Raw genomic sequence first — 16141 nt, 5'->3', positions numbered from 1 at the left:
GCTTGCGCCGTATACGCGAAAGCGACCGTTCGCAGGCCGCTTTCGCGTTCTCTTCCCCGTTTTCGCGCGTACGGCGCGGCGGATCAGCCCTTGCTCGGGCTTCCCTCCCCCGGCGCGTTGTCGACGAAGCCCTCGCTGAAGGCGCTCGGGATGACGAGGGTGCCGCCCGACTGCTCGACGCTTTCGTAGGCGAGGTGCATCGTGCGCAGCTTCATGGCGTCGGCGTCGCCGGCGTACACCTCGGAGGCGTCCTTGAGCATCTCGGAGATGTCCTTCTCGGCCTCGGCCAGCACCATGCGGGCGTTGCGCTTGCGCTCGGCGACGGCCTCCATGGCCATGGCGGCCTGCAGCTCCTTCGGCACGACGATGTCGCGGATCTCCACGTCGATGATCGTGATGCCCCAGGGGTTGAGCTTCTCCTCGATGGTCTCCTTCAGCAGCTCGTCCAGCTGGTCACGGCGCGTGGCCACCTCGGACACGGTGGTGGAGCCGATGGCCTTGCGCATGGCCGTCTGGGCGATCCAGGCCACGGCCGAGGCGTAGTCCTCCACTTCCACGGTGGCGCTCTTCGCGTTCCACACCATCCAGAACAGCACGGCGTCCACGTTGATGGGGACGAGGTCGCTCGTGAGCGTCTCCTCGGCGCCAAAGTACGTGGTGGCCACGCGCTGGTCGATGCGCAGCGTGTAGAACTCGACGATAGGCCAGGTGAACACGATGCCGGGGCCCGCCACGCGGTTGAACTTGCCGAAGCGCAGCACCACCGCCTTCTCCCACTCCAGCACGATGTGCACCGACGAGGACGCCAGCCACGCGATCACGACCGCCGCCGCGAGGGCGACGAGGCCGATCTCGCCGAAGGCCGCCTGCGCAACCGCCAGCACGATGCCGAACGCCGCGACGAACACCACCACGGCGAACACGACGGCCCCGTTGCGGGACGCGCGGCTGCGGCTCGTCACCGAGCGGATGCCATCGGGCATGCCGCGGGCGTCGGCGTAGGCGGGCGCGGCGCCCGTGGCGGACCCGGCGGGCGCGCTCGCCGACGCGGCTCCCCTTTGCGTATCGCGTTTCATAGAACGATCTCCCTTCGCGTTCGGGCGCGCGGCCTTTAGCCGGCGGCCCGCTTGGCTTTCGCTTCGCTCATGCTGAGCGCGAACTGCTGCTCCACGTCTTCCAGCGACATGCCCAGTTCGAAGCAGCGCTTGAGGTACTCCTGGGTGACGATCTCGGCCGTGGACGAGATGCTGACGCCCGGCTTGTCGGACACATCGAGGACAAACGCGCCCTGGCGGCGTTTGGACTGGATGTAGCCGTCCTGCTCGAGGCTCATGTACACCTTGCTCACCGTGTTGTAGTTCACCTCGACGTCCGCGGCGAGGCCGCGCACGGTGGGCAGCTGGTCGCCCGGCTTGTAGTACCCCGAGGTGATGAGGTAGATGAACCGGTTCTTCAGCTGCAACCAGATAGGGATGCTGCTTTTCTCGTTTATCTCGAACAGGGCCACGTGTTTGCTCTTTCTAGTTCGCCCAGCGCGCCATCGCGCCGGGGTCGTTCAGGGGCGCCTCGAGCTCGAGGTCGCGGTGGGTGCCGGCGTCGGCGAGCGCGGCGCGCATGCTGAACCCTCCCACGAGCACGAGCACGGCCGCCACGGCGAGCGCCGTGCGCAGCGTGCGGCCGGACGCGCGGCGGGCGGCGAACGCGACCTCCGCGACGAGCGGGACGACGAGCCCGCACAGCGCGAAGCCCACCCACCACCACGCGGCGAGGTCGCCGCTCGTCAGGCGCTGCGCCGACGCGGCCGCGGTGGGATGGTCGCCGCCGAGCGCGAGCGCCACCAGCAGCGCCGCGGCCACGGCCTCGAGGGCGATGACGGCGGCGTCGATGCGCGCGAGCGCGTGCGCGAACCGGGCCACGGCCGCGTCCGCCGGCGCGAAGAACGCCGCGAGCAGCAGCACCGCTATGCCGCAGGAAAGCGACGACAGCACGAACAGCGCCGGGACGAGCGGCGAGCGCCACAAGGCCACCGCGCCCATGCTCTGCAGCAGCAGGCCCGTGTACAGCATCACCACGACGCCCACGACGGCCGCCACCGCCTCGACGGCGCGCACCGCGCCGCGCGGGACGCCCGGCAGGTAGGCGAACCGCACCGCCGCGAGGAACGCCGCGCAGGCCGCGAGGGCCGCCAGCGCGTACGTGCCCACGGTGAGGAACGTCGGCGAGGGCCGCAGCAGCAGCACGACGACGCGGTCGATGCGCCCGAGGTCGAACAGGAGGCACAGCACGCCGAGCGCCAGCGCCGCGAACCCGGCGAGCAGGCCGAAGGCCGCCACGCGCTCGAGGGGCGTCGCCTCGCCGATGGAGATGCGCGACGCGGCGCCGAACGGGGCTTTCACCCAGGCGAGGTCGAGGATCGACGCGACCACGATAGCGCCCGCGCCCGCGCCGCCGAGGAACAGATAGCCCACCGCCAATACGCTGAACACATCCCCTCCTTCGCCCGTTCGCGCACCCGACCACCCGAGCGCTTTTACGCTGGGGCCAGTATCGCACAAAACGGGAGCGTTCGATATGACAACGTGTCATATGTGGAAGGAGGGGGGCGCGGGGAAACGGCCGCGTGCCGAGGGTTTTACGGCCCTCGCACAATGGCCGCGCGGCATCGCGCGAGGATCCTTTCCCGTCCATACTGGGCGTTCGACGACATCTTCATCGCGAGGAAGGCGGTGGCCCATGACGAAACGGACGAACCTGCGCCGCGCCCACGGCGGCAGCAGCGAACCGCCGCGCTCGCGCGGCGCGCTCGGCGCGCGGCCGCCGGCCGAGGAGCGTCCGTGAGCGGGGGCGCCTTCCGTCGGCTGTTCGCAGGCGGGTACACCGGCGACGCCGAGCATGCGGGCATCCATACGCTTGCGTTCGACGAGGATCGGGGCGAGGCGCGCGTCGTGCGCACGGACGGATGCGCGCCGAACCCCTCCTACCTCGCGCGGCGCGGGCCCTTTCTCTACGCCGCCCACGAGCTGGACGCGTGCGGGCGCATGGCCTCCTACGCCATCGAGGCCGACGGCTCGCTGACCTGCCGCGGGGCATGCACGGCGCCCCGCGATGCGGGCACGTGCTTCGTGCTGCCCGACCCGAGCGGGTGCAGCCTGTACGGCGCGAACTACCTGAGCGGCTCCATCGGCTGCTGCGCGCTGCTGGACGACGGGCGGCTCGTGGCGGGGCTGCCGTCGCGGCGGCACGAGGGCCGCGGCCTGCGCGACGACCGGCAAGAGGCGCCCCACGTGCACTCGCTGAGCTTCGTGCCGGGAACGCGGCTGCTGGTGGCCGTCGACCTCGGCATCGATGCGCTCGTGATCTACCCGGTGGACGCGTGCGGCGCGATCGCGCCGGAGCCCGTGGAAACGGTGCGCGTGGCGGCGGGCTCGGGGCCGCGCATGGTGGCGTACCACCCGCGGCTGCCGGTGGCCGCGCTGGCGAACGAGCTGGCATGCAACGTCCTGCTGTTCCACTTCGACGAAGCCGGCTTGCATTGGCGGCCCGTCGCGCAGCTGGCGCTTCCGCAGACGCCGGACGGCGATGCGCTGGCGGCCCATATCGCGTTCGCGCCGGACGGACGGCAGCTGTACGCGTCGGTGCGCGGAAGCGACCGGTTGGCGGCGTTCCAGGTGGACGAGCAGGGACGGGCGGCCGGACGTTGGGACGTCGGGTGCGGCGGTCGGGGGCCGCGGCACTTCGCGCTGTCGCCCGACGGGCGCTTTCTGGCGGTGGCCAACCTTGCGAGCGACGACGTGCGCCTGTTCGAGCGCGACGCCGCCGACGGAGCGGTGCGAGCCGTCGCGCACGTGCGCGTGCCGCAGCCCGCCTGCGTCGTGTGGGATGCGTGATCCGACAGCGTCAACGGCGCGGCCCCAAAGTGGCAGAGATCGCGCCGAATGTGCTGATTCGGGCGGTTCAAGCCGAGCTCGGAAGGAGAAAACCCCAGGTCGAGAATCTTGCGTTGCACGAAACTCGACGAAAATCCGCGCATTCGGCGCGATCTCTGCCACTTCCCGCGGCGGGCGGGGCGCCCTCAGGCGACGAGCGCGCCCAGGTAGGCGGCGGCCGCGCGGTAGAAGGGGTGGCGGGCCTCGGCGGCGAGGCGCTCGGCGAAGGCGGGCATCCAGGCGCGGGCGTGCCCGGAGAGGAAGCGCCCGTAGGCGGCCCCGGGGGAGCCGCCGGGAAGGGCGGCGGCCTCGGGCGCGCCCGCCGGCGCCGTGGCCCCGGCGGCCAGGGAGGCCAGGTAGGACAGCAGCTCGCACTCGGCCGCCACGTGGTCGAGGGGCTCGTTGGTCCCTGCGGGGCGGCCGAGGCCGCAGGAGCGCACGAAGCGCTCGACCTCCATGGAGCGCGGGTTGACGAACAGGAGCGCCTGAACCCCCTCGGCCTCGGCGGCCCACACGCCCTCGTAGGGCGGGCACGCCGGCTCGGGCGCGCCCACGAACAGGCGCGTGGCCTCGCGCCGCAGGCCCTCCCCGGGCGCGGGCGCGCCCCGGCCCCCCGGCAGCGCGAGGCCCAGCGCCGAGGCGACCTCCTCGGCCGCCTCGGCCCACTCGCCGGAGGCGACGGCGCCCTCGAGCTCCTCGCCCGGGTAGCGGAAGCTCAGCGCCGCGAGCTCCCAGGCTGCGGCGCGCACCTGCCAGGGGCTCTCGCCCGTCTCCTCACTCCCCACGGTGCTCCCCTTTCCGATTCTTGAAGAAGCCGACCAGCCACTTCCCATGCGCCACCACGTGCACGAGCAGCAGCGCGAGCAGGACCTTCGCCGCCGTCGCATGCAGCGGATCCCAGAAGTAGTACCCGTCGGCGTACAGGCCGAACGCCGCCAAAACCGCGCCCGACACCATGAGGCCCGACACCGTCACCGTCATGAACGCCACGACGATGAGCGCATCCAGCACGAGATTTCCCGTACGCACCCACGACGGGCGCGCGGCGGCGGATTTGACCGCCTCGACGACCCAGTCGACATGCATCGCGACGTGCACGAGGAACGCGAGCAGCACGCCGATCCCCACCCACTCGTGGACGCCGATGCCCGTGACGGCCGGGTTCGCCGCGACCAGGTACACCAGCAGGCACGCCGCATCGACGGCGAGGCTCTTCCTATCCACGGCGCATCACCCCACCTTCCGCACGATCAGCACGAGCCCGACGACGAGCGCCACCGGCGCGAGCACCCACAGGTTGAGGCTCGCGTCGGACGCCTGGTGGTAGCGGGTCGTCAGGGTGTCCCACGCGTGGCACTCGACGCTCGCGCACGACGCCTCCGGGCAGCTCATCTCGTGCACGCCGTCGGGCGAAGGCACGTCGTCGAAGCCGTGGCACGACCCCGACGCGCACCCCGCCGCCGGGCAGGGGGAGTCGGGGCCGATGGGCTCGGGCAGCCCCACCGACGTGTCGGCCACGGCCCCGCCGGCGAACACGCACGCCCCGACGAGCAGGAAGGCCGCGAGGGCGACGAGGATCTTTCTCATCATGCAACACCCTCCAATCGAAGGGGGCGCACGCGCCCCCTTCCACGCGGTTGTCTAGCGCGCGTCTTCCACGGGCTTCAGCGGCAGGTACTTGAGGCCCAGCAGCAGGAGCAGCGCGCCCAGGCCGATCACGCCGAGCGCCACGCCGAACTCGAGCGGCGTCGGCCAATAGACCATGCCCTGGTAGGCGCCGGCCATGGTGCCGGAGGCGTCCGTCACGGTGTACTGCGTCATGACGCCGGCGTAGTCGATGTTCGGGATCTGGAAGCCGCCCACGAGCAGCTGCACGCGCTTGCAGAAGATGCCCGCGATGGCCAAGAGCGACGCGACGACGATGAGCGGGTTGGTGCGCAGCCTCGGCGCGAAGCACACGACGGCGCAGAGCGCGCAGCCGACGACCTCGGTCCAGAAGAACGGGGCGAGCGGGCCGGTCGTGAGCATGCTCGCGACCTCGGCGCCCGAGCCGCCCGGGAAGGCGGAGGTCAACAGGTCGCAGCCGAAGAAGTACAGGTCGACGAGCACGAAGGCGCCCAGCATCTTGGCGAGCTTGACGACGTTGGCCTGGTCGAGCTTCAGGTAGCCGGCCTTGCGAAGCGCGATGACGACGACCAGCACGAGCGCCACGCCGCACACGAGCGCGGAGGACACGAACCACGGGGCCAGAAGCGCCGTGTGCCAGAGCTCGTGGGCCTGCTGCAGCCCGAAGATCCAGGCCGTCACCGAGTGCACGAGGACGGCGCACACGAGGGCCACCACGCTGATCACGCGCAGCGCGGCCGCCGACACCTTGCCGGCCTCGGCGCGCAGCGTGGCCCAGAGGTACGCGACGGACAGCACCAGGTAGGCGCCCAGCACGAGGATGTCCCACATGAGCGGCGAGCCGAGGTTCGAGTAGGCGAACAGCTCCCACAGGCGGGCGGGCTGGCCGAGGTCCACCACGACGAACCCGACGGCGAGCACCGTGCAGCAGATCGACGTCCACACGGCCACCTTCGAGATGCCGCCGAAGCCCTTCATCCCGAAGGCGCGCGGCACCGACGAGATGATCAGGCCTCCGGCCGACAGGCCCACGAGGAACATGAACATCGTGATGTAGAGCCCCCACGAGTCGAGGTTGCGCATGCCGGTCTGCACGAGGCCGCCGGAGAGCTGGACGCCCCACAGCACGACGCCCGCGGCGGCGACGACCGCCGCGACCGCGATGCCGATATTCAGCCCCCTGCCCCCGAACCGGGCAGCAGGAGCCTTGGCGACTTGCGCCGCCGATACGTTCTCAGACATGTCGTTCTCCTTATCTCCCTAGACGAGGTAGTAGACGGAGGGACTGGTGCCGCGTTCGGGCAACAGCTGCATGTACTCGCGATCGCGGATCAGGCGCGACACCTCGGAATCGGGGTCGTTGAAATCCCCGAAGAAGCGCGCGTACGCGGGGCACCCGTCGACGCACAGCGGGTTCTCCCCCTTCGCGATGCGGTGATAGCACATCGTGCACTTCTCCAACACGTGCTTCTGGTGCGCGGGAACGTCCGCGTCGCCCATCGCGTGGTCCACCGAAAACTTCGGTTCCTCCCAGTTGAACGAGCGCACACCGGTGTACGGGCACGCCGACATGCACATGCGGCAGCCGATGCACTTGTCGTAGTCCTGGCGCACGACGCCCGTCTCCTCGTCCCGGTAGGTGGCGCCCACGGGGCACACCTTCACGCAGGCCGGGTTGTCGCAGTGCTGGCAGGCCACCGTGATGAACGTTCGCGAGGCGGCCTTGTACGCCCCCTTGAACGAGTCGATGCTCTCTCCGCCGTCGGTGAGCACGCGGTTCCACCACAGGCCGTCGGGGATGTTGTTCTCGCTCTTGCACGCGACGGCGCAGGTGTGGCATCCGACGCAGCGCTTCGTGTCGACCACGAAGCCAAGTCTTTGCGTAGTCATTATTCGTTCCCTCCATCCCACTTGCGCACTTCAACGCACGTATCGCCGAACGACGAGTTCACCGCGAAAGGATCCATATGCAACGAGCAGAGCGACGCGAGGTCTCCCGACTTGTACTGGCGCCCTTGCAAGCCCTTCGGGTACTGCAGCATGCCGGGACGTTTGCCCGCGTCGAGCACGGCCCGCGCCACGCCGTGGCCGCGGTCGTTGTACACTTCCACATCGTCGCCGTCCTCGATGCCTCTCGCCTTCGCGTCGTCGGGATTCATGCGCACGATGGGCCCGCGTTCGATCTCGTTCAGCCACACGCCGTCGAACCCGCCCGTGTGGAAACGGCCGCGCGAGTGCTCCGGGATGAGGATGAGGGGGTACTTCTCCATCGCATCGGTTCCCGGCCACGCCTCGAAGGGCGGGTAGAAGCGCGGCAGGCGCTCGGGAGCCACGTCCAGGTCGAGGCCGAGATCGACGCGCGGGAGGGGCTTCTCGCAGTAGAACTCGACCTTGCCCGTCGGCGTGTAGTACTTCCCGTCCGCGTATCCCACGCCTGCGGGGATGTAGCGCATGTCCTTCTTCTCGCGCAGCGCGTCGAGCGTGATGCCCTGCGCCGTGAGCGCCGGAAAGTTCAGCTGCTCGCGCAGCCACGACTCGTCGTCGCCCTCGAAGTACGCGCCGATGCCCAATCCCTCGGCAAGCAGCTTGGCCACCTGCAAGTCGGGCTTCGCTTCGAACGCCGGCTCGACGATCTTCGGACCATGCTGGACGTGGTAGGACAGCGTCGCGCCGTACACGTCTTCAACCTCGTAATAGTGCGCCGCCGGCAGAACGATGTCGGAGTACAGCGCCGAGTCGGTGAACGCCACGTCGAGGCAGACGATGAACTCCATCTTATCGATGATCTCGGCGATGATCTTGTTCTTGTCGGGCCTGCCGCCCACCAGCGCCGACCCCCTGATGTAGAGGGCCTTGAACGGCGGATAGTCCTTGCCCTTGAACGTGCCCGTCTCCATCACCTCGGGAAGATGCAGCACCGGGATGGTGGTGGTGAACGTGCCCGTCGGGAACAGGAAGCTCGCGTTTCGCATGCCCATGAACGCGGTGGCCTGCACGCCCGCGCCCGGCTTGCCCACCATGCCGGTCACCGCCAGCAGCAAGCCGAGGCCCGAGCCGAACTGCAAGCCGTTGTCGTACGCCTGCGATCCGAGGCCGAACATGTGGGAGACGGGACCGTCCACTGCCAAACGCGCCAGGCGGCGTATGTCGTCGGCAGACATATCGACGATGTCGGCAACGTCCTCCGGCTTGTACTCCTGCACGCTTTCGACCATGAGGCTGTACGCGGTTTTCACCTTGAAGCCCCCGACAGTCCACGATCCCTCGAGCTCGGGGTCGGTCGATTCGGCCGACGACATCTCCTTGCCCGACGCCGCGTCCCACACCACCGGCGGATCGATCATCGTCGGCTTCTTGGTCGTGGCGTTCACCGGACCCTCGGTGGGCTCCACGCCCAGGTCGCTCATTCGCAGGAACTCTTTCGTATCGTCGCGCACGAGGAACGGGCCCACCGTGTCGCGCTTCAGATAGGCGGTGTCCTGCAGGTCTTCCGCGATGATCTCCTGCACCATCGAGAGCATGAGGGCCGGGTCCGATCCCGGACGCACCGTATACCATTCGTCGGCGTGCGCCGAAACGGTGGTCTCGTTGGGGTCGATCGAGATGATCCTCGCACCCTGCTCCTGCGCCTCCATCAGGTAGCGCCAGCGCTGCGTGTAGGTCTCGGAAAGGTTGTTTCCCCACATGAACACCGTTTTTGCGTTGAAGATGTCCTCTTCGAACGGCTCGTTGCCGGGCGCCGTCATGATACCCGTCGCAGGGTTTCCGTACACGCGCTGCAGCCCGTGGTAAACGGCCCAGTCCGCGCACATCTCCACGTTCGTGAATTGCAGGATGTTCTCCAGACGGCTTGCGCCGGAGACGGTGAAGCGCGCGCCCGACGAGCCCGTGCTCACGAGGATGGACTGACCGCCGTACTGGTCGATATAGCCCTTCCATTTTTCCGTGATGGTGGCGATGGCCTCTTCCCAGGAGATGCGCTCCCACTGGTTCTGGCCGCGCTCGCCGACGCGCTTCATGGGATACTTGATGCGCTCTTGCGAGTACATGCGCTGCGGAAGCGAATACCCCTTGAGGCAAGGCCTTCTTCCGAACAGGGCGTCGGGGTCGGGCGACACCTTCACCGCTCGACCGTCGCGCACCGTCACGTTGTAGTTGCATGAGAAGCAGCCGCCGAAGTAGCATCGGCCCGGCATGACCTTCTCTCCGGAATCCCCGTTTGCCGCCCCCGACTCCGCGGCCAACGCATGCATAGCAGGAGTTGCGCCGCCCGCCAACGCCGTGGCACCCGCAACAAGACCGGTGGTCTTGAGAAAGCTTCTGCGGGTGAGTCCGGTGTGCGGGTCATTCGTTCCTGACATTTCTCCTCCTCCAAAGATCGTGTCAGGATATCCCCTTCGATCGTCGGCTGGAAGGCGGTGCAGCCGGTGCCTCCCGCGCGCGCAATCCTTCAGGATATCCCCCATCGTGCTCCTGATAAGAATTGGCCAAATCCTTGTGACTGTCACATTATCACAATGACTTGCGACAATCAATCTAAGGGATTAGCCTAGTTGCAGGATAGAGAGGATGGGGCGAACGAATGTTTCACGTGAAACATCAGGGGCTGGGAGGCAACGCAGGTCGCCGCGGGACGGCCCATCGAGTCATGGGCGCGGCCCCGCGCCACGAGAGGCGGGGCGCGACGGCGGCGATGGGACGGAACGGCGCGCCCTTAGCGGCCGTTGGCTACGAGCCGTTGGGCGAGCCTTGCCTGCACGAGGGCGAGGATGTCGTCGTCGGCCATGCCCGCGTTGGCGCAGGTGCGGATCAGGTCGTCCACCAGCAGCTCGACGGGGCTGTCGGCGGCGAGGGTGGCGCCCACGGCGTGGCGCTCGGCCACGAACGTGCCCCTCCCCTTGCGCGTGGAGATGTAGCCCTCGCGCTCGAGGTCCATGTAGGCGCGGTTCACCGTGTTGTAGCTGATGTCGAGGTCCACCGCCAACGCGCGCACGGTGGGCAGGCGGTCGCCCGTCTTGTACTCGCCCGAGCCGATGAGGTAGGCGATGCGGTTCTTCACCTGGATCCAGACCGGCAGGCCGCTGTTGTAGTCAAGTTCGAATGAGGCGAGTGGGTTCATAGAGCCTATCTCTCAGTAGTTCGGTCGCCGTTCATCATAGCACTATCCGTGAATCCGTCGCTCATGGCGCTGGGCACGGTGACCACGGTGCCCTTGGACTTCTTCACCGTCTCGTACTGCATGAGCATGGTGCGCAGCTTGAGCGCCGCGCCCGCGTCGCCGTAGGCCTGCGCGGCCTCGGCCAGCATCTCCGCGAGCTCGGCCTCCACGCCGGCCACGGTCATGCGCGCGTTCTTCTCGCGGTCGGCCTGCGCTTCCAGCGACATGACCTCCTGCAGCTCGTCGGGGATCACGATGTCGCGAACCTTCACCGAGATGATGTCGACGCCCCAGCTGGCGGCCTCTTTCTCGATGTCGTCCTTGATCTCGGCGTCCAGCTGGTCGCGGCGCAGCGCCACCTCGGCCACCGTGGAGCGTCCCACCGCCTCGCGCAGGGCCGTCTGGGCGAGGAACGACACGGCCGCGTAGTAGTCCTCGACTTCGGTGCACGCCTTCTCGGCGTCCCACACCACCCAGAACAGCACGGCGTCCACCGTGACGGGCACGAGGTCGGCCGTGAGCGTCTTCTCGGCGTAGAACGGCGTGGCGATGGTGCGCTGGTCCACGCGGATGGTGCCGTGCTCGATGATGGGGATGGTGAAGTACAGGCCCGGCCCCACGACGCGGTTCAGGTTGCCGAACCGCAGCACGACCACCTTCTCCCAGGAAAGCGCGATGTGCGTCGACGACAGCACGAGCAGCGCCACCAGCAGCATGGCGACGATGGCCTCGATGCCCACCTGGCCCGTTGCCGCGTAGGCGACGCCCAGCACCACGGCGCACGAGGCGATGAACACCGCGATGTTGAAGATGACCGCGCCGTTGCGCGACGATTTGCGCGGCACGTACGAGGTTGCCGCCCTGATCTCGGCGTCCTTGTCGCGCACGTCGTAGGGCGCGTCCTTCGCGAACCGCTCGCTTGCCCGTCGTTTCGCCATCGCTCTCGCTCCTTATCCCCGGTTATCCCTGCTGTCCGAACCCTGCAAGCCCGTACAGCGCCTCCGGCATCTGCGTCACATCGTACGCGCCCGCGCCGACGATGCACCAGCGCAGCGCAAACCCCCCAACCAGCAGCAACGCCGCGATCCACAGCAGCTGCGTGCGGCTGTTCCCGTGCGTCAGGAAATGCTCGAGCACGAGCGGCACGGCCAGGCCGCACACCGCGAGCACGCCCCAGAACACGGGGGCCAGCTCGCCGAGCACGAGCGCGCGGGCCGCCGCGACCGTCCCCTCGCCCGCGAAGGCGAGCAGCAGGAAGACGGCCAGGCAGCCCGCTTCCACGAGCACGATGCCGCCGTCGACACGCGCGAGCCACACGAGCGGCCCGCGGTACGGGTGCCGCGTCTCCACGAACGACGCCGCCAAAAACGCCACGGCGATGCCGCACGACGCCGACGACAGCACGAACAGCGCCGGCACGAACGGCGTGCGCCACAGCAGCACCGACGCGAGGCTCTCCAGCAGCACGCCGGTGTAGGCCGCCGTCGCGCCCGCCGCCGCGACGCCCGCCGCCGCGAGGCACACGACCGCGACGCGGGGCAGGCGCACGGTGTCGAACAGCGCGAACGCCGAGAACGCCGCCGCAAGCACCAGCGCGGCCGCAAGCGCGAACGACCCGACCGCCATCGCCGACGGCTCAGGCGAGGTCAGCAGGTGGAGCAGGCGGTCGGGACGGCCGAGGTCCGCGAGCAGGCACAGGATGCCCGTCGCCAACGTCACCGCGCAGACGGGCCACCCCCGCGCGAAGAACTCCTCGGGCATGGCGAGCGCGCGCCATCGCAGCGCGCGAGCGCACTCGAGCACGCACAGCACGGCAAGGGCGCCCGCGCCGGTTCCGCCCAGGAAGAGATAGCCTATCGTGAGCGCGTTGAACATGCGACGCCCGTCCCCTTCGAATTGTCGCAATACAGCAATTCATTGGTATTATAGCACCAGGCGAATGCTGCTTTCCCGGCAATCGACGCGCAGAGGATATTTCGCTCTAGCATATCGTTCAGAGCAGAGTACAATGTGCTCAATCAACGAGGAGGGGGCGCCATGTACCGGAAAACGCTTCACATCAACCTGTTCGGCGTCTCCGGCCCGCTCGTCGCGGCCTTGCAAGGCATCGCGCCCCTCGAGCGCTTCACCCACGAGCTCATCGCCCTCGACGATTGGGACGACGACGCGTTCCTCGCGGGCGACATCGTGATCGCGGACGCCGCCCTGCTCGAGAAGGCGCACGGAGCCTCCCGCCCCTCCCGCGCGCTCAAGGCGCTCTCCTCGCAGCGACGCCAGCAGCGCGGCGAATCGTTCAGCGCCTTCGTCATCGTCGCCGATGCCGGCACGCTGGCCGCCTGGGACGCCGACGACTACGCGCTGGTCGACGCCGCCTGGATCGCACCGCTCGACGAGACGCGGCTCGCCTTCGAGTTCGCCCGCCTGCAACGCGAGGCCCTGCTGGCGTCCGACCTGCGCCTGACCCGCACTTACCTCGACACCGCCATCGACTCCACGCCCGAGCTCATCTGGTTCAAAGACGCGCGCGGCTCCCACCTCAAGGTGAACGACGCGTTCTGCGCCACCGTGGAGAAGACGAAGCGGCAGGTGGAGGGTCGCGGACACTACTTCATCTGGGACATCACGCCCGAGGAGTACGCCACCGGCGAGTACGTGTGCCTGGAATCCGAGGACGAGACGATGGAGGCCGGCCGCACGTGCCTGTTCGACGAGCAGGTGAAGACGAAGCGCGGCATGCGGCAGTTCAAAACGTACAAGTCGCCCCTGTTCGACGAGGACGGGCGCACGATGGGCACCGTGGGCATCGCGCACGACGTGACCGACCTGGGCAACATCGCCACCGAGCTGGACATCCTCATCAACGCGCTGCCGTTCTCGGTGGTCATCGAAGACGCGGACGGCATCATCCTCAACGCGAACCGCGAAACCGAGACGTACTTCAAGGTGGATCGGCACCGCATCGTCGGCAGGCACATCAAGGACTGGCGGCGCATCGTGTTCGGCGACGAGCTCGCCCAGCAGCGCCAGATCCACGAGGATCGCGAGTTCGAAGCCGTGATCGACGGCGAGCGCAAGGTGCTCGAGATGAACAAGACCCCCATCGTGGACGTGTTCGGCAACAAGACGGGCCAGATGCGCATCTACCGCGACGTGACGGAGGCGCGCAGGCTCGAGGAGCGCGCCGTGATGAACGCGCGCACCGACTATCTGACCGGGCTGTACAACCGGCGTTACTTCTACGAGTACCTCGAGGAGCGCGACCGCGCCGAGCCGCTGTCGCTCGTCACGCTCGACCTGGACGACTTCAAGGACATCAACGACCAGTACGGCCACGCGGTGGGCGACGAGGCGCTGCTGAAGGTGGGCACCCTGCTGCGCCAGACGTTCCCGGAAGGCCTGGCCATCCGCTGGGGCGGCGACGAGTTCGTGGTGGCGGTGTTCGGCGAACGCGATCCGCGCGAGCTGCGCGAGCAGGCCGAGGGGCTGCTGGCAAAGCTGTGCAAGCGTTCCACGGTCGACGAGCACGCGCGGCCGCTCACGGGCAGCATCGGCATCGTGACGTCCGACGATCAGAACTTCTCCATCGACGAGCTCATCCGACGCAGCGACGAGGCGCTGTACCGCGCCAAGCGCGCCGGGAAATCGCAATGCTGCGTGTACGGCGAGGGAGAGCCGACCCGCTAACCGGCCCTCCCTTCCGCTTCCGTCAGTTGCTCGAGTCGATGCGGAACTCGCCGCTGGCGATGTGCGCGTTCACGCTGGCGCTGCCGTCGCCGCTCGTGTACACGTTGCCGTTCTGCGAGAACGAGAACGCGCTGGTGAAGTCGCCGGACGCCTTGTCGATGCGCGCGGTGAACCCGCTGTCGCGAGGCACGGCCACCCCCACCTCGCCGCTGGCGATGTCCACGTCGATGGACGAGGGGCATACCTCCTCGCACACGACGCGCGTCTCGCCGGACGCCGTGCGCACGTTCACCCGATCGGGGAAGCGGCCCTCGACGTTCAGGTGCCCGCTGGCGACGTCGACGCGCAGCTCGTCCGCCCGCAGGTCCAGCCCCGTCAGATCGCCCGACGCAAGCTGCAGCTTGAGCGATTCGCAGCCGAGGCCGCTCACGTCGTAGTCGCCCGACGCGCCGTCGATGTCGACGGTGCCCAGCTGCTGGGCGTAGCTCTTCGGGATGCGCACCTCGAGGCTCTTGCGCCCCATCAGCGCGGAGCACGAGAACCACTGGCCGTAGTCCACGTTGAGCGTGTCGCCGCTGACGGACCAGCGCATCTGCTGCGCCTTCGTCGCGCCGCCCGTGGACGTCTCGATGAGCTCGATGGCGTCGCCGCCGTCGGTCACGCCCACCTTGACCTCGCCGGCGCCCCACTTGATGGACAGGTTCTTGACGTCGGCCGCGTCGACGCTGGCCGAGCCCATGCTCGTCTCTCCCCAGATGCCGCTGCTCAGACGCCAGGACGAGCAGCCGCCGAAGCCGATGGCGCCCAGGATGAGCGCGCCGAACACGATGATGAGCGCGATTTTGACATACGACGCCCCCGTTAGTTTCGTCATGATGAGACCCTTTCGCTAGCGCCGGTTCGACCGGTAGTTCGGGTCGTTCTCGATGATGTGCGCGATCCAGTAGTACAGCGGGATCGTGAGGAACAGGATCCAGCCCGGATGCCACCAGCCGAACAGGAAGCCCAGCACCATGTACGCGAACACGCAGAACACGGGGTACGGGAACGTCGACCAGGGGCCGCGCTGGCGGCGCTGCTGATTGCCGTAGGATTCGGGGGCCTGCGGCGCGTAGGGAGCCTGCGGCTGCTGAGGTTGCTGGGGTTGCTGGGGCGTGGGGGCCGCGCCGTAGAAGGGCTGCTGGACCGGTTGGGGCTGCGGTTGGGGCTGCGGCTGCGGGGCCTGGTGCGCCTGCTCGGCCGTCGCGCGGGCCTGCGCCGCGGCCACGGCCGCCTGCGCCGCGCGCACGGCTGCCTCGTTGGCGCGCACGGCGGCTTCCTGCGCCTGGGCCTCGGCGGTGACGTCCTTGTCCTTCTCCTCGAACAGAACGTCGTCCACCACGTCGTCGTCGATGCACAGCAGGTCGTCGATGGACACGCCGTACAGCTTCGCGAGCGCGATGAGGTTTCCCGTGTCGGGCGACGACTCGGCGCGTTCCCACTTCGACACCGCCTGCCGCGACAGCCCGAGCTGCTCGGCCAGCTCCTCTTGACTGTATCCTTGCTCGCGTCGCATAGCAGCTAAGCGCTGGGCAATCTCGACGTTCATGAACGATCCCTTCTTCGACGTTGGGGACATGGTGTCCGCTCCTTCTCGATTCCCAGCCTACGGTTGCCTGGCTCGTTGCACCAGCATGTCTGGTTATCATTTTACGCAACCGCCGGTTGCATACGCCTGCGAAGTGGGATTTCGTGACATTTGTCACGC

16 protein-coding genes are annotated in these 16141 nt (G+C 68.4%); 2 read left to right on the top strand and 14 right to left on the bottom strand.

Annotation, left to right across the window (positions count from 1 at the left end; all coding sequences use genetic code 11):
- Window positions 1-83: 83 nt before the first annotated feature.
- Genes GS424_RS04080 through nrfD (GS424_RS04070) form a run of 3 tightly spaced genes read right to left on the bottom strand, consistent with a single transcriptional unit; the run spans window position 84 to window position 2486 of the window.
- On the bottom strand, window positions 84-1076 hold the full coding sequence (locus tag GS424_RS04080; RefSeq protein WP_160942984.1) for an SPFH domain-containing protein: 993 nt from the start codon (window positions 1074-1076) through the stop codon (window positions 84-86).
- A 35-nt stretch (window positions 1077-1111) separates the two neighbouring features.
- Window positions 1112-1507 (bottom strand): GntR family transcriptional regulator, encoded by a 396-nt coding sequence (locus GS424_RS04075; RefSeq protein ID WP_160942985.1) that lies wholly within the window; start codon window positions 1505-1507, stop codon window positions 1112-1114.
- A gap of 13 nt (window positions 1508-1520) precedes the next feature.
- Window positions 1521-2486 (bottom strand): NrfD/PsrC family molybdoenzyme membrane anchor subunit, encoded by a 966-nt coding sequence (gene nrfD / locus GS424_RS04070; RefSeq protein WP_160942986.1) that lies wholly within the window; start codon window positions 2484-2486, stop codon window positions 1521-1523.
- Window positions 2487-2834: 348 nt separating this feature from the next.
- On the opposite strand from nrfD (GS424_RS04070), the gene GS424_RS04065 reads away from it, so the two are divergent.
- Window positions 2835-3887: a lactonase family protein gene (locus GS424_RS04065; protein WP_244977669.1), complete on the top strand. Its 1053-nt coding sequence runs from the start codon at window positions 2835-2837 to the stop codon at window positions 3885-3887.
- A 185-nt stretch (window positions 3888-4072) separates the two neighbouring features.
- On the opposite strand, the gene GS424_RS04060 is transcribed toward GS424_RS04065, so the two are convergent.
- From GS424_RS04060 to nrfD (GS424_RS04020), 9 genes are all read right to left on the bottom strand, one after another.
- Complete coding sequence (locus GS424_RS04060; RefSeq protein ID WP_244977668.1) at window positions 4073-4711, bottom strand: TorD/DmsD family molecular chaperone; 639 nt, start codon at window positions 4709-4711, stop codon at window positions 4073-4075.
- Window positions 4701-5150: a DUF4405 domain-containing protein gene (locus tag GS424_RS04055; protein ID WP_160943389.1), complete on the bottom strand. Its 450-nt coding sequence runs from the start codon at window positions 5148-5150 to the stop codon at window positions 4701-4703. The genes GS424_RS04060 and GS424_RS04055 overlap by 11 nt, the downstream gene beginning before the upstream one ends.
- Before the next feature lie 6 nt (window positions 5151-5156).
- Window positions 5157-5516, bottom strand: a complete 360-nt coding sequence (locus GS424_RS04050) for a hypothetical protein (protein WP_160943390.1) — start codon at window positions 5514-5516, stop codon at window positions 5157-5159.
- 51 nt (window positions 5517-5567) lie between these two features.
- A complete protein-coding gene (gene nrfD / locus GS424_RS04045) occupies window positions 5568-6794 on the bottom strand; it encodes an NrfD/PsrC family molybdoenzyme membrane anchor subunit (protein ID WP_160943391.1) in 1227 nt (408 codons plus the stop codon).
- A gap of 18 nt (window positions 6795-6812) precedes the next feature.
- Window positions 6813-7442: a 4Fe-4S dicluster domain-containing protein gene (locus GS424_RS04040; protein ID WP_160943392.1), complete on the bottom strand. Its 630-nt coding sequence runs from the start codon at window positions 7440-7442 to the stop codon at window positions 6813-6815.
- Entirely contained in the window at window positions 7442-9913 is a 2472-nt protein-coding gene (locus GS424_RS04035; protein ID WP_160943393.1) for a molybdopterin-containing oxidoreductase family protein, read from the bottom strand. Before GS424_RS04035 ends, GS424_RS04040 begins: the two co-directional genes overlap by 1 nt.
- A 353-nt stretch (window positions 9914-10266) precedes the next feature.
- Window positions 10267-10671, bottom strand: a complete 405-nt coding sequence (locus tag GS424_RS04030; RefSeq protein WP_101721698.1) for a GntR family transcriptional regulator — start codon at window positions 10669-10671, stop codon at window positions 10267-10269.
- A gap of 5 nt (window positions 10672-10676) precedes the next feature.
- Complete coding sequence (locus tag GS424_RS04025) at window positions 10677-11648, bottom strand: slipin family protein (RefSeq protein ID WP_160943394.1); 972 nt, start codon at window positions 11646-11648, stop codon at window positions 10677-10679.
- Window positions 11649-11670: 22 nt separating this feature from the next.
- Window positions 11671-12585: an NrfD/PsrC family molybdoenzyme membrane anchor subunit gene (nrfD, locus tag GS424_RS04020; RefSeq protein ID WP_160943395.1), complete on the bottom strand. Its 915-nt coding sequence runs from the start codon at window positions 12583-12585 to the stop codon at window positions 11671-11673.
- A 162-nt stretch (window positions 12586-12747) separates the two neighbouring features.
- Between nrfD (GS424_RS04020) and GS424_RS04015 the strand changes: the two genes are divergently transcribed.
- Window positions 12748-14394, top strand: coding sequence for a sensor domain-containing diguanylate cyclase (locus GS424_RS04015; RefSeq protein WP_160943396.1), 1647 nt, complete (start codon window positions 12748-12750; stop codon window positions 14392-14394).
- Between the two features lie 22 nt (window positions 14395-14416).
- Here GS424_RS04015 and GS424_RS04010 read toward each other — a convergent pair whose 3' ends face one another.
- Both GS424_RS04010 and GS424_RS04005 read right to left on the bottom strand, forming a co-directional pair.
- The gene (locus GS424_RS04010) at window positions 14417-15268 is read right to left on the bottom strand and encodes a DUF4097 family beta strand repeat-containing protein (RefSeq protein WP_160943397.1); all 852 of its coding nucleotides are present in this window, start codon (window positions 15266-15268) and stop codon (window positions 14417-14419) included.
- A 15-nt stretch (window positions 15269-15283) separates the two neighbouring features.
- Complete coding sequence (locus tag GS424_RS04005) at window positions 15284-16012, bottom strand: helix-turn-helix domain-containing protein (RefSeq protein ID WP_186939791.1); 729 nt, start codon at window positions 16010-16012, stop codon at window positions 15284-15286.
- Window positions 16013-16141 lie beyond the last annotated feature (129 nt).

The sequence above is a fragment of the Eggerthella guodeyinii genome, assembly GCF_009834925.2.
GTDB lineage: Bacteria > Actinomycetota > Coriobacteriia > Coriobacteriales > Eggerthellaceae > Eggerthella > Eggerthella guodeyinii.
This window is presented reverse-complemented; position numbering and strand designations above follow the sequence as displayed.